At 65.6% G+C, this 23551-nt stretch carries 20 protein-coding genes; 17 read left to right on the plus strand and 3 right to left on the minus strand.

The annotated features are described in order from the left end of the window. Positions 1–16: 16 nt before the first annotated feature. A complete protein-coding gene (locus W911_RS08965) occupies positions 17–3781 on the minus strand; it encodes a vitamin B12-dependent ribonucleotide reductase (RefSeq protein WP_023787225.1) in 3765 nt (1254 codons plus the stop codon). Between the two features lie 730 nt (positions 3782–4511). Between W911_RS08965 and W911_RS08970 the strand changes: the two genes are divergently transcribed. The 3 genes from W911_RS08970 to W911_RS08980 all read left to right on the plus strand — a co-directional run bounded on the left by W911_RS08970 (position 4512) and on the right by W911_RS08980 (position 6145). Further along, the gene (locus tag W911_RS08970; RefSeq protein ID WP_023787227.1) at positions 4512–4919 is read left to right on the plus strand and encodes an NADH:ubiquinone oxidoreductase subunit NDUFA12; all 408 of its coding nucleotides are present in this window, start codon (positions 4512–4514) and stop codon (positions 4917–4919) included. A gap of 82 nt (positions 4920–5001) precedes the next feature. Continuing rightward, entirely contained in the window at positions 5002–5607 is a 606-nt protein-coding gene (locus W911_RS08975) for a DUF2155 domain-containing protein (protein ID WP_023787228.1), read from the plus strand. Between the two features lie 271 nt (positions 5608–5878). Next, the gene (locus W911_RS08980) at positions 5879–6145 is read left to right on the plus strand and encodes a hypothetical protein (protein WP_023787229.1); all 267 of its coding nucleotides are present in this window, start codon (positions 5879–5881) and stop codon (positions 6143–6145) included. Positions 6146–6155: 10 nt separating this feature from the next. On the opposite strand, the gene hemB is transcribed toward W911_RS08980, so the two are convergent. After that, positions 6156–7181: a porphobilinogen synthase gene (gene hemB, locus W911_RS08985; RefSeq protein WP_023787230.1), complete on the minus strand. Its 1026-nt coding sequence runs from the start codon at positions 7179–7181 to the stop codon at positions 6156–6158. Between the two features lie 86 nt (positions 7182–7267). Next, positions 7268–8665 carry an extensin-like domain-containing protein gene (locus W911_RS18520; RefSeq protein WP_023787231.1) on the minus strand — a complete coding sequence of 466 codons (1398 nt, stop codon included), beginning with the start codon at positions 8663–8665 and terminating at the stop codon, positions 7268–7270. A gap of 194 nt (positions 8666–8859) precedes the next feature. Here W911_RS18520 and W911_RS08995 point away from each other — a divergent pair, with 194 nt between their 5' ends. The 14 genes from W911_RS08995 (at position 8860) to W911_RS09060 (ending at position 23544) form a co-directional block, all read left to right on the plus strand. Continuing rightward, positions 8860–9948: an enoyl-CoA hydratase/isomerase family protein gene (locus tag W911_RS08995; RefSeq protein WP_023787232.1), complete on the plus strand. Its 1089-nt coding sequence runs from the start codon at positions 8860–8862 to the stop codon at positions 9946–9948. A gap of 144 nt (positions 9949–10092) precedes the next feature. Further along, a complete protein-coding gene (gene ldtR / locus W911_RS09000; protein WP_023787233.1) occupies positions 10093–10605 on the plus strand; it encodes a transcriptional regulator LdtR in 513 nt (170 codons plus the stop codon). 298 nt (positions 10606–10903) lie between these two features. Then, positions 10904–12187, plus strand: a complete 1284-nt coding sequence (locus tag W911_RS09005; RefSeq protein ID WP_023787234.1) for a L,D-transpeptidase family protein — start codon at positions 10904–10906, stop codon at positions 12185–12187. Positions 12188–12495: 308 nt separating this feature from the next. Next, positions 12496–13731: a 5-aminolevulinate synthase gene (gene hemA / locus W911_RS09010; RefSeq protein WP_023787235.1), complete on the plus strand. Its 1236-nt coding sequence runs from the start codon at positions 12496–12498 to the stop codon at positions 13729–13731. Positions 13732–14058: 327 nt separating this feature from the next. Next, the gene (gene glyA / locus W911_RS09015) at positions 14059–15342 is read left to right on the plus strand and encodes a serine hydroxymethyltransferase (protein WP_023787236.1); all 1284 of its coding nucleotides are present in this window, start codon (positions 14059–14061) and stop codon (positions 15340–15342) included. 82 nt (positions 15343–15424) lie between these two features. Continuing rightward, positions 15425–15916, plus strand: a complete 492-nt coding sequence (gene nrdR / locus W911_RS09020; protein ID WP_023787237.1) for a transcriptional regulator NrdR — start codon at positions 15425–15427, stop codon at positions 15914–15916. A 215-nt stretch (positions 15917–16131) separates the two neighbouring features. Beyond that, positions 16132–17085 carry a bifunctional diaminohydroxyphosphoribosylaminopyrimidine deaminase/5-amino-6-(5-phosphoribosylamino)uracil reductase RibD gene (gene ribD / locus W911_RS09025; protein ID WP_341872094.1) on the plus strand — a complete coding sequence of 318 codons (954 nt, stop codon included), beginning with the start codon at positions 16132–16134 and terminating at the stop codon, positions 17083–17085. A gap of 13 nt (positions 17086–17098) precedes the next feature. Continuing rightward, on the plus strand, positions 17099–17692 hold the full coding sequence (locus tag W911_RS09030) for a riboflavin synthase (RefSeq protein WP_023787238.1): 594 nt from the start codon (positions 17099–17101) through the stop codon (positions 17690–17692). Continuing rightward, positions 17689–18834: a 3,4-dihydroxy-2-butanone-4-phosphate synthase gene (gene ribB / locus W911_RS09035; RefSeq protein ID WP_023787239.1), complete on the plus strand. Its 1146-nt coding sequence runs from the start codon at positions 17689–17691 to the stop codon at positions 18832–18834. The genes W911_RS09030 and ribB overlap by 4 nt, the downstream gene beginning before the upstream one ends. Positions 18835–18838: 4 nt before the next feature. After that, positions 18839–19351 (plus strand): 6,7-dimethyl-8-ribityllumazine synthase, encoded by a 513-nt coding sequence (ribH, locus tag W911_RS09040; RefSeq protein WP_023787240.1) that lies wholly within the window; start codon positions 18839–18841, stop codon positions 19349–19351. After that, positions 19348–19875 carry a transcription antitermination factor NusB gene (nusB, locus tag W911_RS09045; protein ID WP_041316435.1) on the plus strand — a complete coding sequence of 176 codons (528 nt, stop codon included), beginning with the start codon at positions 19348–19350 and terminating at the stop codon, positions 19873–19875. Before ribH ends, nusB begins: the two co-directional genes overlap by 4 nt. Before the next feature lie 4 nt (positions 19876–19879). Beyond that, positions 19880–20887: a thiamine-phosphate kinase gene (thiL, locus tag W911_RS09050; RefSeq protein WP_023787241.1), complete on the plus strand. Its 1008-nt coding sequence runs from the start codon at positions 19880–19882 to the stop codon at positions 20885–20887. Positions 20888–21080: 193 nt separating this feature from the next. Next, entirely contained in the window at positions 21081–22457 is a 1377-nt protein-coding gene (locus tag W911_RS09055) for a L,D-transpeptidase family protein (protein WP_023787242.1), read from the plus strand. Between the two features lie 436 nt (positions 22458–22893). Continuing rightward, positions 22894–23544: a hypothetical protein gene (locus W911_RS09060; RefSeq protein WP_144083571.1), complete on the plus strand. Its 651-nt coding sequence runs from the start codon at positions 22894–22896 to the stop codon at positions 23542–23544. Positions 23545–23551 lie beyond the last annotated feature (7 nt).

Genomic DNA, 23551 nt, shown 5'->3' on the forward strand with positions numbered 1-23551 from the left:
TCCGCCCTTCTTTTCGTCAGCTGCAGCCCGAGGTCGAGCCGCAGGTGTCGCATTTGAGGCAGGTGCCGTTTCGCACCATCGTGAAGTTCTGGCATTCGGAGCACGCGACGCCCTCGTAGCCGCGCAGGCGCGCTTCCGCCATCCGGTCCGACGTGGTGCGCGCGGACGAGACGCGCTTGGTCTCGGAGACGGTCGTGCGCTGGTACATCACCTCGGTCTCGGCCTTGAAGGCGGTCGAGCCGTCCGTGTAGAGGGCGGTTGCGCCTTCCACCGCGGGATAGGACGAGACGATGTCGTCGAGTGCCGCGACAGGATCGGCGTCGTGGACGTGCGCGCGGCCGCCCGAGGCGAGGCGCAGGTTGCCGCGCATGAAGCCTTTCGACACGACCTTCGTCACGCTCGCCGGCAGATCGAGATCGAGCTGCTCGTCGGTTTCCTCGTCGGACGAGCCGAGGCCCGTCTCGCCCACGATCTCGCGCGGGTCGACGTGCGCGAGGTCATGACGCGAGAGGTAGGACACGGCCAGCTCGCGGAAGATGTAGTCGAGGATCGAGGTCGCGTTCTTGATGGTCTCGTTGCCCTGCACGAGGCCTGCGGGCTCGAAGCGCGTGAAGGTGAACGCCTCCACGTATTCTTCCAGCGGCACGCCGTACTGCAGGCCGAGCGAGATGGCGATGGCGAAGTTGTTCATCAACGAGCGGAAGGCGGCGCCTTCCTTGTGCATGTCGATGAAGATCTCGCCGAGCTTGCCGTCGTCGTATTCGCCGGTGCGGAGATACACCTTGTGGCCGCCGACGGAGGCCTTCTGCGTGTAGCCCTTGCGCCGGCCCGGCATCTTGGAGCGGACGTTGGCGCGCTCGCTCGCGGATTTGAGCTGGGCTTCGAGCTCGGTGACGCGGCGGGCGAGGCGCTCGGCGGTGACCAGGATGCGGTCCACGGCGGGCTTCTCGGCCGTCATCTGCTCGGCGGCTTCGTCCTGCTCGTCCGCGTCGTCGCCGAGGACCTGCGCGTTCAGAGGCTGCGAGAGCTTGGAGCCGTCGCGGTAGAGCGCGTTGGCCTTGAGGGCGAGACGCCAGGAGAGCATGTAGCTTTCCTTGCAATCCTCGACGGTGGCCTCGTTCGGCATGTTGATGGTCTTGGAGATCGCACCCGAGATGAACGGCTGGGCTGCCGCCATCATGTGGATGTGGCTCGTGACCGAGAGGTAGCGCTTGCCCTTGCGTCCGCAGGGCGAGGCGCAGTCGAACACCGGCAGGTGCTCGGCCTTGATGTGGGGTGCGCCTTCGAGGGTCATCGCGCCGCAGACGTGCTCGTTCGCGGCCTCGATGTCCTGCTTCGAGAAGCCGAGGTGTGTGAGCAGGTCGAACGCCGGCTCGTCGAGCTTCTCGGCCGGGATGCCGAGCGTGCCCGTGAGGAAGGCGTCGCCGAGCGTCCAGCGGTTGAACACGAACTTGATGTCGAAGGCGGTGCCGAGACCGGCTTCCACCTTCTGGACGATCTCCGGCGTGAAGCCGCGGGCCGCGAGCGAACCGTGGTTGATGGCGGGCGCCTGCGCGAGCGAGCCGTGGCCCACGGCATAGGCGGTGATCTCTGCGATCTCGCTCTCGCGATAACCGAGGGTGCGCAGGGCCTCAGGGACAGCGCGGTTGATGATCTTGAAATACCCGCCGCCTGCGAGCTTCTTGAACTTCACGAGCGCGAAGTCCGGCTCGATGCCCGTGGTGTCGCAATCCATCACGAGACCGATGGTGCCGGTCGGCGCGATGACCGTCGATTGCGCGTTGCGGTATCCCCATTCCTGGCCCAGTTCGAGGGCGGCGTCCCACGCGCGGCGTGCGGCGGCGACGAGCCTCTCGTCTGTGCAACTTGCGTCGTCCAGCGGGACGGGCGCCGTGGACAGACGCTCGTAGCCCTGGGTTTCGCCGTAGGCGGCGCGGCGGTGGTTGCGCATCACGCGCAGCATGTGGTCGCGGTTCGGCTCGTAGCCCGGGAAGGGGCCAAGCTCGCGCGCCATCTCGGCGGAGGTCGCGTAGGCGACGCCCGTCATCTGCGCGGAGATGGCGCCGCAGATTGCGCGGCCTTCGTCGGAGTCGTAGGCGATGCCGGAGGCCATCAGCAGGCCGCCGATGTTCGCAAAGCCGAGGCCGAGGGTGCGGTAGCGGTAGGAGAGCTCGGCGATCTGGCGCGAGGGGAACTGCGCCATCAGCACCGAGACTTCCAGCACCACGGTCCAGAGGCGGCAGGCGTGCTCGAAGGCATCCGTATCGAAGCTTTTATCTTCGCGGCGGAAGGTCAGAAGGTTGAGGGATGCGAGATTGCACGCCGTGTCGTCGAGGAACATGTACTCCGAGCACGGGTTCGAGGCGCGGATCGGCCCCGACGCCGGGCATGTGTGCCAGTCGTTGATGGTGGTGTGGAACTGAATGCCCGGATCGGCGGACGCCCACGCGGCGTGCCCGATCTGCTCCCAGAGGTCCTGGGCGCGGATTGTCTTGACGACCTTGCCGCCGCCGGTGCGCGCGGTGAGATCCCACGTGCGATCCTGCTCGACGGCGTCGAGGAAGGCGTCCGTCACGCGCACGGAGTTGTTCGAGTTCTGGCCGGAGACGGTGAGGTAGGCTTCGCTGTCCCAATCGGTGTCGTAGGTGGCGAAGTCGATGTCCTTGTAGCCCTGGCGCGCGAACTGGATCACGCGGTGGACGTAGTTCATCGGCACGTCGTCGCGGCGCGCGTCCTTGATGGCGCGCTTAAGCGCAGGGTTCTTGGCTGCGTCGAAGCAGGCGTCCCCATCGGCTTCGCAGTTGACGCAGGCCTTCATCACGGCCTTGAGCCGCTTCTGGCAGATGCGCGAGCCGGTGACGAGGGCCGCGACCTTCTGCTCCTCCTTCACCTTCCAGCCGATGTATTCCTCGATATCGGGATGATCGACGTCGACCACGACCATCTTGGCGGCGCGGCGCGTGGTGCCGCCCGACTTGATGGCGCCGGCTGCGCGGTCGCCGATCTTGAGGAAGCTCATGAGGCCGGACGAGCGTCCGCCGCCCGAGAGCTTTTCGTTCGCGCTGCGCAGGCTTGAGAAGTTGGAGCCCGTGCCGGAGCCGTATTTAAAGAGACGCGCTTCGCGCACCCACAGATCCATGATGCCGTTCTCGTTCACGAGATCGTCGTTCACGGACTGGATGAAGCAGGCGTGCGGCTGCGGGTGCTCGTAGGCGGACGCGGAGACGGTGAGCTTGCCGGTCTGGTAATCGACGTAGAAGTGGCCCTGGCCGGGGCCGTCGATGCCGTAGGCCCAGTGCAGGCCGGTATTGAACCACTGCGGCGAGTTGGGCGCGCCCATCTGGCGGGCCAGCATGTAACGGTGTTCGTCGAAGAAGGCCTGGGCGTCGTCTTCGCTCGTGAAGTAGCCGCCCTTCCAGCCCCAATAGGTCCAGGTTCCGGCGAGACGGTCGAAGACCTGCCGCGCGTCGGCTTCGCCGCCCATGCGCTCGTCTTCGGGAAGATCGGCGAGGGCGCGCTCGTCGGCGACGGAGCGCCAGAGCCAGGACGGGACCTGCGTTTCCTCGATCTTGCGGAGGTGGCGCGGCACGCCGGCCTTGCGGAAATATTTTTGCGCCAGGATGTCGGCGGCGACCTGGCTCCAATCCTCCGGCACCTCGAAACCTTCGAGGCGGAAGACGACGGAGCCGTCGGGGTTCTTGATCTCGGATGTCGCGCGGCGGAACGCAATGGAGTCGTAAGGTGACTTGCCGGCCGTCGTGAAGCGCCGCGTGATCTTCATCTTTTCCTCGTGCAGTTCGGTGTTCGGACGTGCGGCGCAACGAAAAACAGGATGACGACGCGGTTGTTGTTCTGGACACACCTCGATCGTGGCCCGCCGCGACGTGCGGCGTTCCCCGGACAGCGACAGGCCGCTGTTGACGCAGGCGATACGAGACGTGCTGCAAAGCGACTTTCGGAACTCGCGGACAGTGTCCCCCACGCGTCCGGCGATGAGGTGAAGCTATCCCGATTCGTGGGAGGGCGAAACTGTGGCGAGCTAGATTTGGTAGGTCGCAGAGGCAACCGCATCTATATCTAGTGGTGTTGGCAAGTTGGGGATTGACCGCCGGAATCGCCTGAAAATACGGGCCCGGCGTGGGATGCCTGAAAATTGGGCGTGTGTAAAAGCCCGAAAACCGGGGGTCGCCGAACGCCGATTGAAGGATACGCCGATTCCACTTTTGTCGGGTATCGGGCTGCTTGTTGTAAATGTGCCGCAATACCTGTGTCCGCAACTCGGTGCGGTGGTGCGCGATGCTTCGCTCCCGGGAGACCGTGCGCAGGGCCCCGCGCTTCAATGCCCGCTGGCGTTCGGCGCAGCGTCGCGGTAGAGCGTGATTGTTTTTGAGGATGAACCGAAATCAAGCTCTGGCGCTTCGGCGAGCCCTATGAGTCGTGCCTGGACGAACGAGCGTCCGGGGCACGATCGGTCCAAGCCAAGCGTTCGCGCGATTGCGGAGGGGAGCTTCATGGGGCTTTTCAAAGAGATCTTCAGTTGGTGGAGCGGCAATACCTGGGGCACGCGGCTCACGATCGCGCGGCAGGGCCGGTTCATCGGCAGCGACGAGTTCGGCAACCGCTACTACGAGCAGATCGAGGGCAAGGGCCGTCCCGGTCCGCTCGGCCGCCAGCGGCGCTGGGTGACGTACATCGATCTCGCGGAAGCTTCCAAGGTGCCGCCCGAGTGGCATGGCTGGCTGCATTACATTGTCGATGTGCCGCCGACCGAGGAGCGCTACACGCCCCGCCCGTGGGAGAAGCCGCATCGGCCGAACATGACCGGAACGCCCGAGGCCTATCGGCCGCCGGGGTCGATCCTCGGCTCCGGGCAGCGGCCCAAGGCGACGGGCGATTACAAGCCCTGGCGTCCCGAGTAGGCGTGGGCGGAGGGCGTGCTCGAATGGCGTGCGCATCCGTGGGCCTTGCCCGCGCCATCGTTGGGTCGCAGAAGTTCGAGCGATGCGCTGGCATCGTGTGAGCGTTGAGGACAAGCACATTTCGATGACGCGTCTTTCGTCAGTTCCGAAGCAGACGACAGCTCCGTTCGGGGGGCTGCTGCGCTGGGCCGGGCTTTCCGCCGCCGCGGGCCTGATGCTCGGCGCCTGGCCGGCTGCGGCCGAGGACAAGATCGAGAACCGCGTCGCGATCTTTTCCGCACTCGACAAGGTGACGGCGACGATCCGCAAGCTCGAAGTTCCGATCGGAGAAACGGTCGAATTCGGTGCGCTCAAGGTGACGCCGCGCGTGTGCTATTCGCGCCCGCCCACCGTGCAGCCCAAGACGACCTCTTTCGTCGAGGTGGAGGAAGTTCAACTCGACGGCACGCAGACGCGGATCTTCGGCGGGTGGATGTTCGCGCAAAGCCCGGGGCTCAACGCCGTCGAGCATCCGGTGTTCGACGTGTGGCTCACCGATTGCGCTGCGCCGCGCAACGCGGTTGCGCAGCAGCAGATGCCGCCTGCCGCGGCCGAAGGCGCGCAAGAGGGCGTCGCGCCGGACGCCTACGATGCGTATGACGCGTACGACGCGCAAGCCGATCAGCCACGCCGACGCATCCGCCGCTGATGCGGCGGGCAAGCGACCCACACGGTTTCTGCTTTCTGTGTCCAACGAGACTCACGCTTCGGGCGAAGAGCCTGCGGGGCAGAGATCGCGCCGCGTTTCGGGTTTCGCGCCATGTGCGATTCAGGCATGTTAACCAAACAAAAGCTGCGTCACGGCGCATCTTGCGATGGCGTCTTACGCTCATCGCGGAACCGTATCGTTGTGCCAAGGCTTGGGAACTGCGTGAAAGCCGCTCGCTTGCAGTTGTCATTCGAGACATGCGGAGCCTCCGATGACCGACAAACGATCGATCGCATACGATGCGACGTTCATGATCCTCTACATTGGCGTTTTCGCCGCCATGGCGACGCTGTCCGTGATGCTGATTGCGCTCGGCGCGATCGGGGTGGAGTTCGGCGGGCCGCAGCTCGCCGCGCTCACGATCAACATCGCGGGCTGGTCGGCCCTTCCCTTCGCGCCGAAGCTCTATCGCTGGCTGATGGGGCATCCGTTCTCGTGGCGCACGAACGGTGCGCTGGGTGGCGTGATCGAGACCTGACGTTTCTTGATCAGCCGACGAGCTTGGCCACGCGCGGAGCGAAGTAGGTGAAGATGCCTGCCGCGCCTGCGCGCTTGAAGGCCGCGAGGCTCTCCAACATCGCGCGCTCTTCGTCCAGCACGCCGCGTTCCGCGGCGGCCATGATCATCGCGTATTCTCCGGACACCTGATAGGCGAACGTCGGCACGTGGAAGGTTTCGACCACGCGGCGGACGATGTCGAGATAGGGAAGTCCGGGCTTCACCATCACCATGTCTGCGCCTTCGGCGATGTCGAGGGCGACTTCGCGCAGCGCTTCGTCGCCGTTGGCGGGATCCATCTGATAGGTGCGCTTGTCGCCCTTCAACAGGCCGCCGGAGCCGACGGCGTCGCGGAAGGGGCCGTAGAACGCGCTCGCGTACTTGGCGGCGTAGGACATGATCTGCGTGGCCGCGTGGCCGTCCGCTTCGAGCGCGCGGCGGATCGCGCCGATGCGGCCGTCCATCATGTCGGAGGGCGCCAGCACGTCGGCGCCGGCTTCCGCCTGCACGAGCGATTGGCGGACGAGCATGTCGACCGTTTCGTCGTTGACGATCTCGCCGTCGACGAGCAGGCCGTCGTGCCCGTGGCTCGTGTAGGGATCGAGAGCGACGTCGAGAATAACGCCGACATCGAGGCCCGCGGCTTTGACGGCGCGGGTGGCGCGGCAGACGAGGTTGTCGGGGTTCAGCGCTTCGCGCGCGTCGCCGGTGCGCAGCTTCGGGTCCGTGTTGGGAAAGAGCGCGATGGCGGGGATGCCGAGCGTTTCGGCTTCACGCGCGGCTTCGACGATGAGGTCGATGGAGCGCCGTTCGACGCCGGGCATGGAGGGGATGGGCTCGCGGCGGTTGTCGCCCTCGATGACGAACATCGGCCAGATGAGATCCGCGGGCGTCAGGCTCGTTTCGGCGACGAGGCGGCGCGACCAATTCGTGCGCCGGTTGCGCCGGGGGCGCTGAAGGGGATAGCCGCCGAGGGCGTTCGGGGTGCGGTCGGAGAAGGGCTTGTCGGAGGTCACGCGGTCGATCCCGGAGTCGGAGATTGGTTGGGGGGCGAACCATCCCGCTTCGCGCTTCCCTGCGCAAGCCCCTCACGGCAATTGGGTCAACGGCAGATTTTCTTGAACTTGCGCGGCGCCATGTCCACGTGGAAGTGGTTGCGGTGCGCTTCGTTGGCTTCGGGGCCAAGTGTCGTGCCGAAAATCTTGCAGGCCGAATCGTGGGCCGCGTACAGGAAGCGCGCCGTGTTGTCGCGCGCGGGCGCGCGTTCGGCCGGGAGCGCGGCCTGAATGGCGGGGTCCAACTCGCCGCGGCGCTGCTTGCGTCTCTTCTTGTCGGCGGATTTCTTGTTCTTCGCGTTTTTGCCCGCGCCGGGATCTGCTTCGGGACCGCCGAGGTGAAGCGCGGCTTGCTTGGCGAGCGGGTTGGTCTTGTCCGTTTCCTTCGGCAGGCCTTCGACGAGGGTCGCTCTCGGGATCGGCTTGCCGGCCGCCACCGCTTCGGCCTGGGCCGCGGCTTCTGCGGCGGACTTTTCGGCCGCGGCTTTCGCGGCCGCGGCCTTTTCAGCCGCGAGCTTGGTGGCCACGATCTCGCGCGCGATGTCGCGCCGGTTCGGTCCCCACCCGGCGAGCACTTCGGCGGTCTTGCCCTTTCTGGTCATGAAGCCGCGAATGTCGAGGGCGTTGGCTTTGCCGTGCTCGGAGAGCTTGTTGCCGACGCGGCCATAGGCCATGCGGCAGGAGTAGTCGCTCATCGATTCCATCTTGATCACCTCGGCGCCCAGGTGGCGCTTGGCGAGGGGCTGGATGTCCTCGGTGATCCATTTGTGCAGCGCCACGACCATGTCGCAGGAGACGACCGCGGGCGGCGAGACGGAGACCTCCGGGCTCTTGCCGATGGAAATGAGACGCACGGGGGCGTGCGCGCCGCAGTCGCCCTTGCGCATCGGCGGCTCGGGCACCGTCACCACATCCAGGCCCTTGAGAAGCTGGGTGCAGCGGGCGCGTGCAAGCTCCACATCCTCGGCGGGCCACTCGTTGGGGTTCGGCTTCTTAGCGGGCTCTGCGGCTTTCGGTGCGGGCTCGGCCTTCGGGTCGGCCGCTATGGCGGACTTTCCGGCGGGCTTCGCAGGGGCCGGAGCGGCCGCCTTTTCCGTTGGAGCGGCTGCGGGAGGCGGCGCGGCCGGCTGCTCCGGCGCCTTGCCGTACACTGGGCGTGGCTTTCTGACCGGGAGCTCGATCTCCGATACGATGGGATCTTCCGCGGCCTTTTCTTGATTTGAGCGCGACTTCCTTTTCTTCTTGCCGGAGCCCATCGCGTTTTGAGCCGCAGCCTTCGCTTGCGCGGCGGCCTTCGTCGCGTCGATGACGATGGTCTCGAATGCGCTCGTGACGGAGCCCGCGAACGAGCCGTCGTTCGCCATGGCGGCAAACGGCAATCCGCAAGCGCCGAAAATAGCAATGAGTGGCCGAAGCCGCCGGATCGGCGCGGGCTTGGGGCTCATGGGCAGTCCTGATCCACCGCAAGACGCATGACGCTCGACAAATGCCGCCTCGGGCGAGGCATGGAGCGAATCACGCGGCCAGTTTCATCTCATCTCCGAACCCTGTATAGCCGCCAATTGTGGCTCAACAAGTGGACCGTTCCCGGACGTGTTTGAATTTGGGGACGATCTTGCGCGCGGGAAGGGGGCGGACGATGACGGACGCAGCAGAAGACACGCTGAAGACGGAGATCGTAGGCTCGCTCGCGGTCGTCACGCTCTCGCGGCCGCGCGCTCTCAATGCGTTGACCGGCCACATGCGTGCGAAACTTTCCGAGCGTCTCTGGGCCTGCGCGCGCGATCCGCAGATCTATGCCGTGGTGATCCAGTCGGAGAGTCCGCGCGCATTCTCTTCCGGCTCTGATGTGCGTGAGGTGCTTTCGCTCGCGCGCGCCGATCTTGCGCAAGGCAAGAAGACGTTTTCCGACGAGTATGCGCTCAACTGGCAGTGCGAGTGCTTTTCGAAGCCAGCGGTGTCGCTGATCGACGGCATGGTGATGGGCGGCGGCGTCGGCATCAGTCTTTACGGGACGCACCGCGTGGCGGGCGAGGGCTATTCCTTCGCGATGCCCGAGACGATGATCGGGCTCTTTCCGGATGTCGGCGTGTGCCATGCGCTGGCGCGCCTTCCCGACCACATCGGCATGTATCTCGGCCTGACCGGGCGCAGCATCGGGCGCGCGGACGCCTATGCGCTTGGCCTTGTCACGCATTGCATTTCGCGAGAGCGCTTCGAGGAGATCAAGGCGGCGCTCGCCGATACGTGGCCTGTCGATACCGTTCTCGACGAGCGGCACGTGGAGCCTGGGCCGGGGGATCTCGCGCCGTACCGCCATGTGATTGCGGATTGCTTTTCGGCGCCGACGGTGGAGGGGATCGTGGCCAGGCTCGCGGCCGTCGAGGGCGAGCCGCGGGAGTGGGCGCAGGCTGCCGCCGCCGATCTCGCCAGGCGGTCGCCGCTCTCGCTCAAGATCACGCATCGCCATATCCGAGAGGCGCAGGCACGCGATCTGCGGCAGACGCTGCAGGTCGATTACAGGCTCGCGGTCAGGATGCTCGAAGCCGGCGGCGATTTCTTCGAAGGCGTGCGCGCGGCGCTGATCGACAAGGACGGTGCGCCGGCGTGGTCTCCCGCGCGCCTCGAAGATGTGACGGAGGCGATCGTCTCTTCCTATTTCGCGCCGCTCGGGGACGGCGAGTTCGTGCTGCCGACGCGCGAGGAAATGCAGGCATTGAGGGCCTGATGCCCGAAACGGAGCGTCAAATCAGAACCAAGGTTTACCTGCTTTTTACCTCATAGATTGAGCTAATTTTTATGGATCCCGCGTAGCCTGACCTCAGAACCGGAAAACGGTCGCGTCAAACAGGTAAGTGAGTGAGGCAGGGTTATGAACTACGCACTCGATGCGGAGCGCCAGCGTGCGTCCGACATTCAGGATCCCAATCTTCGTTCGGAGTATCTCCACAGTCTCAACCTCATCGAGCGGCTGCACCGCCTGCTGCTCGATGTCATCAAGGACGAGTTCGACCGCACGGGCGGCTCCGATCTCAACGCCGTGCAGGCGCTCCTGCTCTACAACATGGGCGACAAGGAGCTGACGGCGGGCGAGCTCAAGAGCCGCGGCTACTACATGGGCTCGAACGTCTCGTACAATCTCAAGAAGCTCGTCGACATGGGCTATATCGACTACGAGCGCAGCGAGAGCGACAAGCGCAGCGTGCGCGTTTCGCTGTCGGCAAAGGGCCGCAAGGCCGCCGAGGTGGTGCACAAGCTCTATCAGCGCCAACTCGGCTCGGTCGAGCAGGTCGCCCAGGTCACCGGCGAGGAGTTCCACGGGTTGAACAAGGCGCTGGCGCGGCTGGAGCGGTTCTGGACCGACCAGATTAGGTTTAGGCTTTAGTTCGCTCACGGGCCTGTTCGGCCAAAACGTCTTTGGCTGCGCCAAAGGCGTTTTGGCCTGGCCCTCCGCGGGGGCGCGCGGGATTTTCCGTCCGGCTGCTGATTTTTTATGACATCGGAGCCTTCGTTGTGGCTGGGCCGCATCACCTTGCGGAGCGGTGCCGCGACGGGGGTTTTTGTCATCGGCGGAACATGTAAGTGTTCTGCTCTATGCGCTGCATTCTGCCCTTGGGGCGGTGCAATGCAGCGCTGTGTGCGCTGAGGCGCGTGACTGTCCGTTCGGATCCGCGGGGGGCTCCATGGCGATATCGATGCAAGCTATCCGGGGCAGGCGCTGCCTGCGGTTCGGTGCGGCCGTCCTCGGGTCGATTGTCTCGGCTGGTGCCGCGTCCGCGGACGACTTCTGGACGCTGCAGTTCGGGCCAACCGGGGGCGGCTATAGCGCCGTGTCCGAGCGCCAGGCGCTGCGCGAATTGGAGCGCAACCCCGAGCCGGGGCTGCCCACGCTCTCGCCCGCGAACGTCAAAGCGACGCGGGATGCGATCCAGCGCTATACGGAGATCGTTCAGGCGGGCGGCTGGCCCACGCTGCCGGGCGAGCAGGTGAAGCCCGGAGAGCAGAGCTTCGCCGTCGTGATGCTGCGCGACCGGCTTGCGATCTCGGGCGAACTCGCGGCGGGCGGGAGCCGGAGCGATGTGCTCGACGGCACGCTCGTCGAAGCTCTCAAAGTCTATCAGTCCACGAACGGGCTGACACCCAATGGGCGGCTCGACAGGGCGACGATTGCTGCGCTCAACGTTTCGGCCGAGGATCGCCTCAAGCAGCTCAAGACCAATCTCTCGCGCCTTTCGACGCTGACGCAGACGACGAAATCGCATCGGCGTTATGTCGTGGTCAACGTTCCGTCCGCACAGGTGGAGGCGGTGGCGCTTAACCGCGTCATCTCGCGGCATACGGCGGTGGTCGGCATGAAGGACCGGCCGACGCCGGTTCTGCGCTCCAACATCTACGAGATGAACTTCAATCCGATCTGGCGGCTGCCGCCGACCGTGATCCGCGAGGATCTGATTCCGCAGGCGCGCGCGGCCCAGGCCAAGGGCGAGAACCTGCTCGTCAAGACCGGCATCAACGCCTACGACGGAAACGGGCGCAAGCTCGACCCGGCGAAGATCGACTGGAGCAGCGCCGCTCCGCGCGGCTACTCGTATCGTCAGCCCGCGGGCAAAGATAACCCGCTCGGCTTCGTGAAGATCAACTTCGCCAACAGCGAGTCCGTCTACATGCACGACAGCCCGACGGACGGTCTCTTCGGGCAGAATATCCGAGCGGCCAGCTCGGGCTGCATTCGCGTCCACAACATCGAGCGGCTGGCCTATTGGCTTTTGGGCCAGAACGACGGCTGGGATCAGGCCCGCGTCGAAAAGATGAAGGAAACCGGCGAGCGGGCGGACGTGCGACTCGCCAGCCAGGTGCCGCTGCATTTCGCCTATATCACCGCCTGGGCGACCGAGGACGGCACGATCCAGTTCCGCCGCGACCTCTACAATCGCGACGGTGTGGCGGAGATCGCAACGTCCTATTGAGGGGGCGGGCAGGGGTGGAGCGTGCGCGTTTTTGACGTGGCGGCGCCGGATCTCAACCTTGATCTACGTCAAGGCAATAAAGGGGCTCGTGCCGCCTCATGGTGAAGCATTCAGCAGAGTCTCGGAGCTGCGGATAACGGATAGTTAAAGGCGAGTTCCGAGCTAGAAAATGCAAGCGCCAGCGCGACATAACAACCGTTGCACAGTAACATTTTCCGGGAGATGCTGGCATTAACGCTCACATGCCGCTAGAAGAGCGGCGAATATAAAGAGCATACCGGAAGATACTGGGGTTCGAGGACACGTCGATGGTCGATTATGCGAGGCACTTCAAGGCCGCACTCGATACGATCCGCAACGAGGGTCGCTACCGGGTGTTCGCCGATGTGAAGCGCCGCCGGGGTGCGTTTCCCGCTGCCGAGCATGTGAGCGTCCAGGGTCCGAAGCAGATTGTCGTCTGGTGCTCCAACGATTATCTGGGCATGGGCCAGCATCCCAAGGTGACGGCGGCCATGCACGAGGCCATCGACGCGGTCGGTGCCGGCTCGGGCGGCACACGCAATATCTCGGGCACCACGCACTATCACGTCGAACTCGAACACGAGCTTGCGGATCTGCACGGCAAAGAGCAGGCGCTGCTGTTTACGTCTGCTTTCGTGGCAAACGAAGCGGCACTCTCCACACTCGCAAAGCTGCTTCCGGGCTGCGTCATCATTTCGGACGAGAAGAATCACGCGTCGATGATCGCGGGCATCCGCAACGGGCGCGGCGAGAAGAAGATCTTCCGTCACAACGACCTTGCCGACCTCGAAGCGAAGCTTCGCGAGATCCCGGCGGGGACGCCGAAGATCATCGCCTTCGAGAGCGTCTATTCGATGGACGGCCATATCGCGCCGATCGCAGGTATCTGCGATCTCGCGGATAAATACGGTGCGCTGACCTATCTCGACGAAGTGCACGCGGTCGGCCTTTACGGGCCGCGGGGCGGCGGCATCGCCGAGCGCGACGGCGTGATGGACCGCATCGACGTCATCAACGGCACGCTGGCCAAGGGCTATGGCGTGATGGGCGGCTATATCACAGGCACGCGCGACCTGTGCGACGCCATTCGCTCGTTCGCGCCGGGGTTTATCTTCACGACGTCGCTGGCGCCTGCCATCGCGGCCGGCGCGCTTGCGAGCATCCGCCACCTCAAGGAAAGCCAGCTCGAACGGGCTCGCCACCAGGAGCGCGCGCGGACGCTGAAGGGGCTGCTCAAGGACGCCGGGCTTCCGGTGTTCCAGAACCCGAGCCACATCGTGCCGGTTCTGATCGGCGATCCGGTTCACTGCAAAGAGGTGACCGACCGCCTGCTCGACCGCTACGGCATCTACGTGCAGCCGATCAATTACCCGACCGTCCCGCGCGGGACGGAGCGTATCCGGCTCACTCCGGGGCCGCACCATACCGACGCGCAGATGGCCGATCTCGTTGCCGCACTCGGTACGCTGTGGGCGGCGTGCCCGGCAGCCGTCGGCCGGACCGGCAAGCTCGCGGCCGAATAGCGCGCCCGCGACGTTCACGCAGGATTTTCAGCGTTTTCGCACGTCACCCGGGTGGGCGGGCCTCGGTTTCGCCCGGTCGTCACCGCCCAGATTCGCACCCTTCGCAATTGCTGCGCTGCACAGCAAAAATTGAGTGCGACGGTCGCTTCCTTGTTTGTCCCCGGTGACGCATGGTAAGGCCATGCGCCAGTGAGGCTCGCTGCGCAATCCGCTCCCTCGTTGCGCCGGGGAAGCGGACGTGCGGCCAGTTTGCCATGTCCGAGGTTTCCGACCAGCGTCGCCCCACCTTCAAAACCGATTAAAGCCGATACCAACGAGGAACGCCTGATGTCCAATTCGACCACCCGCTTTTTTAATGCGCCGCTCGCGGAGACCGATCCCGAAATCGCGTCTGCCATCGACAAGGAGCTTGGTCGTCAGCAGCACGAGATCGAGCTGATCGCTTCCGAGAACATCGTCTCGAAGGCCGTGCTCGAAGCGGCCGGCAGCGTTCTGACCAACAAGTATGCCGAGGGCTATCCGGGCCGCCGTTACTACGGCGGCTGTCAGTACGTCGACATCGTCGAGGATCTCGCCATCGAGCGGGCGAAGAAGATCTTTGGTTGCGAGTTCGCCAACGTGCAGCCGAACTCGGGCTCGCAGGCCAACCAGGGCGTGTTCAACGCGCTCGCGAAGCCGGGCGATACGATCCTCGGCCTCAACCTCGCTCACGGCGGCCACCTCACGCATGGCGCGACGGTCAACCAGTCCGGCAAGTGGTTCCGCGCGGTGCACTATCAGGTCGAGCCCGACACGCACATCATCGACATGAACAAGGTGCGCGAGATCGCGAAGGCCGAGAACCCGCGCATCATCATCGCCGGCGGCTCGGCCTATCCGCGCCAGTTCGACTTCGCAGCCTTCCGTGCGATTGCGGACGAGGTCGGCGCGCATCTCATGGTCGACATGGCGCATTTCGCCGGTCTCGTGGCGGCTGGTGAGCATCCCTCGCCCTTCCCGCACGCGCACGTCGTCACCACCACCACGCACAAGACGCTGCGCGGTCCGCGCGGCGGCATGATTCTCACCAGCGACGCAGATATCGCGAAGAAGGTGAACTCGGCGATCTTCCCGGGCATCCAGGGCGGTCCGCTCATGCACGTCATCGCCGGTAAGGCGGTTGCGTTCGGCGAGATCCTGCAGCCCGAGTTCAAGGCCTATGCGAAGCAGGTGATCGCCAACGCGAAGGCGATGGGCGAAGTGCTCGTCAACGACGGCTTCGCGCTCGTCTCGGGCGGCACGGACACGCACCTGATCCTCGTCGACCTGCGTCCGAAGAAGCTAACGGGCAACATCTCCGAGAAGTCGCTCGGCCGCGCTCACATCACCTGCAACAAGAACGGCGTGCCGTTCGATCCCGAGAAGCCGATGGTGACGTCGGGCATCCGGCTCGGCGCACCCGCCGGCACCACGCGCGGTTTCGGTGAAGCCGAGTTCCGCGATATCGGCCGCATGATTGCCGAAGTGCTCGACGGTCTCGCCAAGAACGGCGAAGCGGGCAACGGCGAGGTTGAGGCCAAGGTGAAGGCCGAGGCGACGGAGCTTTGCAAGCGCTTCCCGATCTATTCTTGAGATCGTTGACAGTCTAAGAGAGGGGGGCGCCGGAACGGCTGGTTCCGGCGCCCTCGTCGTTTCTGAAGGACACAGAGATCCCATGCGCTGCCCTTACTGTTCTTGCGAGGAAACGCAGGTGAAGGACAGCCGCCCGACGGAGGAGAACGCCGCCATTCGCCGGCGGCGTGTGTGCCCCGATTGCGGCGGGCGCTTCACGACATTCGAGCGGGTGCAGTTGCGCGAGCTCGTCGTCGTCAAGCGCTCGGGGCGCAAGGTGCCGTTCGACCGTGACAAGCTTTTGAAATCGGTGCAGGTCGCGTTGCGCAAGCGGCCCATCGAAGCCGATCGCATCGACCGCATGGTGTCGGGCATCGTGCGCCAGCTCGAAAGCGCGGGGGACGCGGAGGTCGCCTCGTCCACCATCGGCGCGCATGTGATGGAGGGGTTGCGCGCGCTCGATCCCGTGGCGTACGTGCGATTTGCCTCCGTCTATCGAGATTTTCGCGAGGCTGCGGATTTTCAGGAAGTGTTGGGCGAGATCGCGCGCGACGACGTGATGGACGTGCCGCCGCGTCTTGCGAAGAAGCACTGATCTTTCGTCGTTCCGCGCGAGCGGGGCTGGAGGACACGGACCGGGCGCCATGAGTTTCTCCGACTTCGACAGGCATATGATGGGCGTAGCGCTCGCGATGGCGCGGCGTGGATGGGGCGCGACGGCACCCAATCCGTCGGTCGGCGCCGTTGTCGCGGATGAGACGACGGGCGAGGTGATCGCGCGCGGCGTGACGCAACCGGGCGGACGGCCGCATGCCGAGGTCGAGGCGTTTTCGCGCGCGGGCGCAAAAAGCGCGGGGGGCGACGCTCTACGTCACGCTCGAACCGTGCGCGCATCACGGCAAGACGCCGCCGTGTGCGGAGGCTGCGGTGGCGGCTGGGGTTCGGCGCGTCGTGATCGGGATCGAGGATCCGGATCGGCGCGTCGCCGGGCAGGGCATCGCTCTGCTTCGCGATGCGAGCATTCGTGTGGACGCCGGCCTGTTCGCGGACGAGGCGCGCTGGGTAACGCTCGGGCATATTCTGAGGGTGACGGAGCGTCGGCCGTTCGTGCAGCTCAAGATGGCGCTCCGGACCGACGGGACGGTGCCGCGCGGGAGACAGGGGCAAGCGCTCTTCGTCACCGGCGCGGAAGCGCGCGCGCAGAGCCATATGCTCCGGGCGGAGGCCGATGCCATTCTGATCGGGGGCGCGACGGCGCGTGACGACGATCCCGAGCTGACATGCAGGCTGCCGGGTCTCGGGTCGCGCTCGCCGGTCCGCGTGGTGCTATCGCGCAGTCTCGATCTCGCGCCGGACCTCAAGCTGATGCGGACAGCACGGGATGTGCCCGTTTGGGTGGTGACGGGAGGGGATGCCGATGCCGGACGGGTCAGAGCACTGGAGGAGGCTGGCGTTCGTGTTCTGCGGCCAGCAGGCGGCGAACGTCCGGCGATGAAAGACGCGCTCGCCAGCCTTGCGGGCGAAGGTGTGACGCGTCTTCTGGTCGAGGGCGGGGCGGGCGTCTGGCGGGCGTTCGCGGCCGAAAGGCTGGTGGATGAGGTGGTTCTGTTTCAGGCCGGCGTTGCCGAGCGCGGGCTGCGGGACACCACGGCGCTTGCCGGGGCTCATGCTCCGGGGCTAGATCTCGCGCGCGTGACGACGCGGCGGGCCGGGCCCGATCTGATAACGGTATTCCGTACTGCGACGGCTGACCGATCAACTTGAACAAGAGAAGCTGGTGTTTACAGGTCTCATCACGGACGTTGGCGAGTTGATCGGCCGGGAGGATGGGCGCTTTGCCGTCCGTTGCGGCTACGATCCCGACGACATCGCGCCCGGTGCTTCGATTGCTTGCGACGGGGCATGCCTCACGGTGGTGACGGTGCGCGCCGATGGCGCGGGCGCGGCGTTCACCGCCGACGTGTCGAACGAAACGCTCTCGAAGACGACGCTCGGCGCCTGGCAAGTGGGACGGCGCATCAACCTCGAACGGCCGCTCAGGGCGGGTGAGGAACTCGGCGGGCACATCGTCGCGGGCCATGTGGATGGCGTGGCGCGGATCGCGGACATCCGCGCCGATGGAGAGAGCCGCCGCATGGTTATCGAAGTGCCTCCGCACCTGGCACCCTATGTCGCCCCGAAAGGTTCCGTGGCGCTCGATGGAACGTCGCTTACGGTGAATGAAGTTTCGGGTGCGCGCTTTGGTATCAATCTCATTCCCGTGACCTTGACCCAGACCACGTGGGGGCGCAAAAAGCCCGGCGACGAGGTCAATGTTGAGATCGACCTTCTCGCGCGCTATGTGGCGCGAATCATGGAGTTTCGAGGGTGAGCACGGGTCTCGATAGACAGAGAGACGTAGGCTTTCTTTCGTCCACGGCCGAGATCGTGGACGAGATGGCCAACGGGCGCATGGTCGTGCTTGTCGACGACGAGCAGCGCGAGAACGAGGGCGACCTCGTGATCCCCGCGCAGATGGCGACGCCGGACGCGATCAACTTCATGGCCAAGCACGGTCGCGGGCTCGTCTGCCTCGCGCTGACGCAGGCGCGCGCAGAAGCGCTCGAACTCGAATTCATGGTGCAGACGAAGGCTGCGCGCGAGCGCACCGCGTTCACGCAGTCCATCGAAGCACGCGAAGGCGTGTCGACGGGGATCTCGGCCTACGACCGCGCGCGCACCGTCGCGACAGCGATCGATCCGACGAAAGGCGCGCACGATCTCGTCTCGCCGGGGCATGTGTTCCCGCTCGTCGCGCGCGAAGGCGGCGTGCTGATGCGTGCGGGGCATACGGAAGCGTCCGTCGATCTCGCGCGGCTCGCCGGTCTTTATCCGGCGGCGGTGATCTGCGAGATCATGAACGAAGACGGCACCATGGCGCGGATGCCCGATCTCGTCGCGTTCGCCCAACTGCACGGGCTCAAGGTCGGCACCATCGAAGACCTGATCGCCTATCGGTTGCAGCACGATCAGCTCGTGAAGGAAGTGGCGAAGACGCGCGTCGAGAGCGCGCTCGCGGGCGGGTTCGATCTCCACGTCTTCACGACGACGGTCGAACCCGTGGAGCATCTGGCGCTGGTCAAAGGCGATCTCTCCGCGCCGGGCCCTGTGCTTGTACGCGTGCACGCCGTCAACGTGCTGGGCGATCTCCTCGGTATCGGCGGCGAGCAGGGCGCGGGAACGCTGGTTTCGAAATCGCTCGCCGCGATCGAACAGGAAGGGCGCGGCGTGCTCGTTCTCATCCGCGATCTTGGGCCGCGCAGCGTCACCACCTGGGTCGAGCAGCAGGCGCGGCGCGCTTCGGGCGCGAACGTCTCGCGCGGGCGCCGGCAGGTGGATGTGGGCGTCGGCTCGCAGATCCTGCGCGAACTCGGCGTGGGCGACATGGTGTTGCTCACCAACGCGCCAAGCGACACATACGTCGGCCTCGAAGCCTTCGGGCTTCGCATCGTCGGCCGGCGCGCCATCGAGTAGGGATATGAAAAAAGACGATCAACATCCGCGTGTCGAGATGCAGCTTCATTCCGGAGCCTCGCAGCGCGTTCTCATTATCGAGGCGCCCTATTACACGGCCGTGACGAACGCGCTGATCGAAGGCGCGACCGCGGTGCTCGACGCGCACGGCGTGCCGTACGACCGCATCCCCGTGCCGGGTGCGCTGGAAATTCCCCAAGTGCTTGCGAAGGCGCTCGATGCGGGGCTGTTCGGGGACGACGATCCCGGACGCTATGGCGGCGCGATTGCGCTCGGATGCGTGATTCGCGGCGAGACCTCGCACTACGACATCGTCGTCAACAACACCAATCACTGGCTTATGGAGACGGCTATTCGCTATTCCATCCCGCTCGGCAATGGCGTGCTCACCGTCGATACCGAAGCCCAGGCGTTGGCGCGCGCGGAGGGCGGCGCGAACGGAAAGGGCGGTGATGCGGCGCGAGCGTGCCTTCGCCTGATGCATCTTGAGCGGCAGTTCGGCGGAGACGCGTCATGACTCTGCCGCGGAGGAAGAAAACGTCGGGCGACGCGCCGAAGCCGCGTACGGTTTCGCGCATGGCGGCCGTGCAGGCGCTCTATCAGATGGATCTTGCGGGCACCGACGCCGGTGAGGTGATCGAGCAGTTCCTGGCAACGCCGGATGTTGCGGAGGGGACGGAGGCAGACGCGAGCGAGGATCTTTCGGTCAGTCTCGAAGGGGCGGACACGACATTCTTCGCGGAAGTCGTGAAGGGCGTCGTGCGGCGCCAGCGCGACATCGACCCGCTGGTCGATCAGCAGCTTCGGACCGGCTGGCGGCTCGTGCGCGTGGACTCGATCCTGCGCGCGATCCTGCGCGGCGGCGTGTTCGAGCTCCTGGAACGAACCGACGTGCCCGCGCGTGTCACCATCAACGAGTACATCAACATCTCCAAGGCGTTCTTCGAGGCGGATGAGCCCAGGGTCGTCAACGGCGTGCTCGACAGGATCGCGCACAAGGTGCGTGCGAAGGAGTTCGAGGTGCCCGGCGAAGGAGCCTAACCGAATGGCGGAGCGGGAAACGCGGGGAGAGGACGCGCTGATCCAGGCGACGTTTGCGCCGCTCGCCTCTGGCTTCCCGGGCGCGTTCGGTCTCAAGGACGATTGCGCGCTGCTCACGCCGCCTGCGGGGATGGATCTCGTGCTGACGACGGATGCGGTGGCGGAAGGTGTCCACTTCTTTGCCGACGATGCGGCGCACGACATCGCGTGGAAGGCGCTTGCCGTCAACGTGTCGGATCTCGTCGCGAAGGGCGCGCGGCCGCTGGCCTATCTGCTCGCGCTTTCCTTTCCGGATCGCCCGGACGACGCATGGCTTGCCGGCTTCCAGGCGGGGCTAGCGGACGCCCAGGCGGCGTTCGGGCTTTCTCTTGCCGGCGGCGATACGGATCGGAGACCCGGGCCGCTTTCGATCGGCGTGACCGCAGTGGGTGCGGTGCCTCATGGGCGCTTCGTTCAGCGTGGGACGGCCCAGCCCGGCGATCTCCTCTTTCTTTCGGGAACGCTTGGAGACGCGGCTCTCGGACTTCTGTTGCGGCAGGATCGGGCGCGGGCCGCTCAGATGGGGCTGGACGATGTGTCCGCGCGGGCGCTGGTCGGCCGCTATCTGCGTCCGCAGCCGAAGCTCTCGCTCGCGCCGGCGATTTTGGAATTTGCCTCGGCCGCGATGGATGTGTCCGACGGGCTCGTCAAGGATTGCGGACGGCTGGCGCGTGCATCCGGGGTTTCTGCACGTATCGAGGGCGTGCGCGTGCCGCTCTCGGAGCCCGCGCGGACAGCGGTCGAGCACTCACCGGATCTCTTTCAGGTGGTCCTGAGCGGCGGGGACGATTACGAGGTGCTCGCGGCCGTGCCGCCGGATCGTGCCGACGCGTTCCGGGACGCTGCGGCGAAAAGCGGCGTCGCGGTGGCCGAAGTCGGACAGTGCGGCGACGGGCAAGATGTTACGGTAGCGGGGCGTGACGGCCGCGCGCTCGACGTCGCGGGAGGCGGCTGGGATCATTTCCCGTCGTGAGCACGGAGAGGCCCGTAGGTGAAGTCCACCGGGGCTGGATAACTCGTGAATCCAATAGTTTGGCGGACGTTAGATTGAACATGGGTCTTTGTTTGGCCATATGAGTCCAGTCTAACGGCGCTGAATCGCGCGTATGCAACTACACGCTTTCCTGCTTCCGGAAAAAAGGATCAGTTCTCCGGTGACACCGTTCATGACGCCTTGCCGCCCGCCTGTCCGCCGCGCCCCTACCGTCTCCGGCCGCTCGCTTCGCGGGGTGCAGGCCCTCGCGGGGGTTTTCGTCGCCACAGTGATCGCGGGCTGCGCCCAGCCCGTTGCCGCCCAGGACAACTGGTGGGAAGGCATCACGGGCTTCGGTACGCCCGATTTTTCGGGACGCCGCGCCTCGCTCGAACGGACGCCGCCGAAGCAGGACGTCGTCAACGACCTGCGCCCGAACGAGGTGCCATGGCGCAGCGACGAGATGCTGATCGCCATGGAAAAGGCAATCGAGACCTACCATCAGATCGTCAACAGCGGGGGCTGGCGGCCCATTCCGGGTAACCGCATGTTGCGGCCCGGTGACGACGACGACCGCGTGCCTTTCCTGCGGCGGCGGCTGATGGCGACCGGCGAGTTGCCTCGTAACGCCAACGCGACGAGCCACAGTTTCGACCACGCACTCGAACAGGCGGTTGTCCGCTATCAGGAGCGCAATGGGTTGCGGGCGACGGGTCGCGTCGATCAGTCGACGCTGGCCGCGCTCAACATCTCCGCCGACGAGCGCCTTCAGCAACTTCGCCTGAACCAAGGCCGCATTCTGGAACTCGTCCAGCAGCCGCCCGAGGAACGATACGTTCTGGTCAATGTGCCGGCCTACCAGCTTGAGGCGGTGGACCGCTTCCAGACCGTGCTTCGCCACCGCGTGATCGTGGGCCGGAACGGACGCGATACGCCGACGCTCAAGACGAACATCCGCGCGCTCAACTTCTTCCCGCATTGGCGCGTGCCGGACAGCATCGCGCGGCTCGACGTGTTTCCGCTGCTGGTGAAAGAGCCCGAGTATCTGGACAAAGAGAAAATCCGCGTCCTGCAGGGCAACTTCAACGGGCAGGAGCTCGATCCCCGCTCCATCGACTGGAGCCAAGCCGATCACAACGTGATCAAGCTGCGCCAGGATCCCGGTCCACAGAATGCGCTCGGTCTCGTCCGCATCGACATGGCGAACGAGCATGGCGTCTATATGCACGACACACCGCTGAAGCCGCTGTTCCAGCAGCGCGCGCGCGCGTTCAGTGCGGGCTGCGTGCGCGTGCAGGACGTGTTCGAGCTGGTGGAATGGCTTGCGCGCCAAGAGCCCGGCTGGGAGAACCCCGGTCAGGTGCAGGCGGTGCTCGACATGGGGCAGCCGGTCGACGTGAAGCTGACGCGCCCCGTGCCGGTTTATTTCGCCTACATCACGGCCTGGGCCGAGCCCGATGGCCGGATCGAGTTCCGGCCCGACATCTATCGCCGCGACGGCTCGGCGATGTTCGCGGAAGTGCACGATCCCGACGCGCCGCCAATCCCCTCTGGGGGATTGGCTCCTTAGGTTCTGCCGACTCAAGCTGCGAGAAGCTTCGTTCAACGGGCGTGGTGCTTTGTGGAGGGCCGCGCCACTTGGCGCGGGTCGCGTTGCTCCCGGGCTGCTGCGCAGCCGTTTTTTCTGGACTCAAGCTGAGGGAAGCATCGCTCAAAGGGTGTGGTGCTTTGTGGAGGGCCGGGCCATTTGGCCCGGGTCGCGTTGCTCCCGGGCTGCTGCGCAGCCGTTTTTTCTGGACTCAAGCTGAGGGAAGCTTCGTTCAAGGGGCGTGGTGGTTTGTGGAGCGCCGCGCCAGTCCATGCGGAGCATGGCTCCGCCATGACGCGCCGGGTCGCCTTGCTCCCGAGCCCTTCGGGCTAGATGGGCGCCTTCGTTTTCGCTCGTGGGCCTGAATGCTTTGCGCGAGGCTTGCCTTGACTCGGGTGCGGTGGAATTCTCGCGGCCGATGCAGATGTCGTCTCTGACGGATTTTCCGAAAGACATGTGGCGGACCATTCGGCGGTTCTGGCCGCTTCTTCTCGTGCTCGCGCTTGCGGGTGCGTGGGTGTGGTTTGCGTTCGTGCTCTCGGACGCGCAAGGCCGGCTCGATCTGCCGCGGGGCTACTCGATCCGCATGACATGCGAGGACGATCCGGAAGCCGATCTCTGGCGCGGCGGGTGCGAGCGGCTGGAAGCCGACATCGCCGCGCGCGGGACGCCATCGTTCCTCGAACTCTTCCGCGCCTTCGTCGTCGTGCATCACGGGCCGACGCCGCAGGAGGCCGCGGCCTCTTCGGCGGGGACGTCCGAGCCGGGGTTCGATCTCGACCGGGCGCTTGCGGGACAGCGCTACGGGCTTGCCATCGAGCGGCACGAGTTCGAGGGTGTGCAGGCCCGTGCGCACGCGGAGGCCGTGAAGGTGGCCATCGACGAGCGCGACCGCGCGTTGCTCGTGATCGAGCGCGCGGGGCTCAGCATGCCGCCGCTCATCGCCGGTGCGGCGGCGAACCTCGTACATCCGGGGACGATGATGCGGGGCGCAGTGAAGTATGTGGACGTGTTGAGGGGGCGCGCCAAACACAGCGATCTGGTGACCGGAGGATCTGGCCGGCGTTAGGGCTGCC

The sequence above is a fragment of the Hyphomicrobium nitrativorans NL23 genome (assembly GCF_000503895.1).
In the GTDB taxonomy this organism is placed as follows: Bacteria; Pseudomonadota; Alphaproteobacteria; order Rhizobiales; family Hyphomicrobiaceae; genus Hyphomicrobium_C; species Hyphomicrobium_C nitrativorans.

Coding starts and splice junctions, on each gene's coding strand:
- W911_RS09060 (WP_144083571.1), top strand. CDS start 22,894: ATGCAGATGTCGTCTCTGACGGATTTTCCGAAAGACATGTGGCGGACC.
- W911_RS08980 (WP_023787229.1), top strand. CDS start 5,879: ATGACCGACAAACGATCGATCGCATACGATGCGACGTTCATGATCCTC.
- nusB (WP_041316435.1), top strand. CDS start 19,348: ATGACTCTGCCGCGGAGGAAGAAAACGTCGGGCGACGCGCCGAAGCCG.
- W911_RS08975 (WP_023787228.1), top strand. CDS start 5,002: ATGCGCTGGCATCGTGTGAGCGTTGAGGACAAGCACATTTCGATGACG.
- ribH (WP_023787240.1), top strand. CDS start 18,839: ATGAAAAAAGACGATCAACATCCGCGTGTCGAGATGCAGCTTCATTCC.
- W911_RS09055 (WP_023787242.1), top strand. CDS start 21,081: ATGACGCCTTGCCGCCCGCCTGTCCGCCGCGCCCCTACCGTCTCCGGC.
- thiL (WP_023787241.1), top strand. CDS start 19,880: ATGGCGGAGCGGGAAACGCGGGGAGAGGACGCGCTGATCCAGGCGACG.
- W911_RS09005 (WP_023787234.1), top strand. CDS start 10,904: ATGGCGATATCGATGCAAGCTATCCGGGGCAGGCGCTGCCTGCGGTTC.
- W911_RS08970 (WP_023787227.1), top strand. CDS start 4,512: ATGGGGCTTTTCAAAGAGATCTTCAGTTGGTGGAGCGGCAATACCTGG.
- W911_RS08965 (WP_023787225.1), bottom strand. CDS start 3,781: ATGAAGATCACGCGGCGCTTCACGACGGCCGGCAAGTCACCTTACGAC.
- nrdR (WP_023787237.1), top strand. CDS start 15,425: ATGCGCTGCCCTTACTGTTCTTGCGAGGAAACGCAGGTGAAGGACAGC.
- hemA (WP_023787235.1), top strand. CDS start 12,496: ATGGTCGATTATGCGAGGCACTTCAAGGCCGCACTCGATACGATCCGC.
- W911_RS18520 (WP_023787231.1), bottom strand. CDS start 8,665: ATGAGCCCCAAGCCCGCGCCGATCCGGCGGCTTCGGCCACTCATTGCT.
- glyA (WP_023787236.1), top strand. CDS start 14,059: ATGTCCAATTCGACCACCCGCTTTTTTAATGCGCCGCTCGCGGAGACC.
- W911_RS08995 (WP_023787232.1), top strand. CDS start 8,860: ATGACGGACGCAGCAGAAGACACGCTGAAGACGGAGATCGTAGGCTCG.
- ribD (WP_341872094.1), top strand. CDS start 16,132: ATGCCGAGGTCGAGGCGTTTTCGCGCGCGGGCGCAAAAAGCGCGGGGG.
- ldtR (WP_023787233.1), top strand. CDS start 10,093: ATGAACTACGCACTCGATGCGGAGCGCCAGCGTGCGTCCGACATTCAG.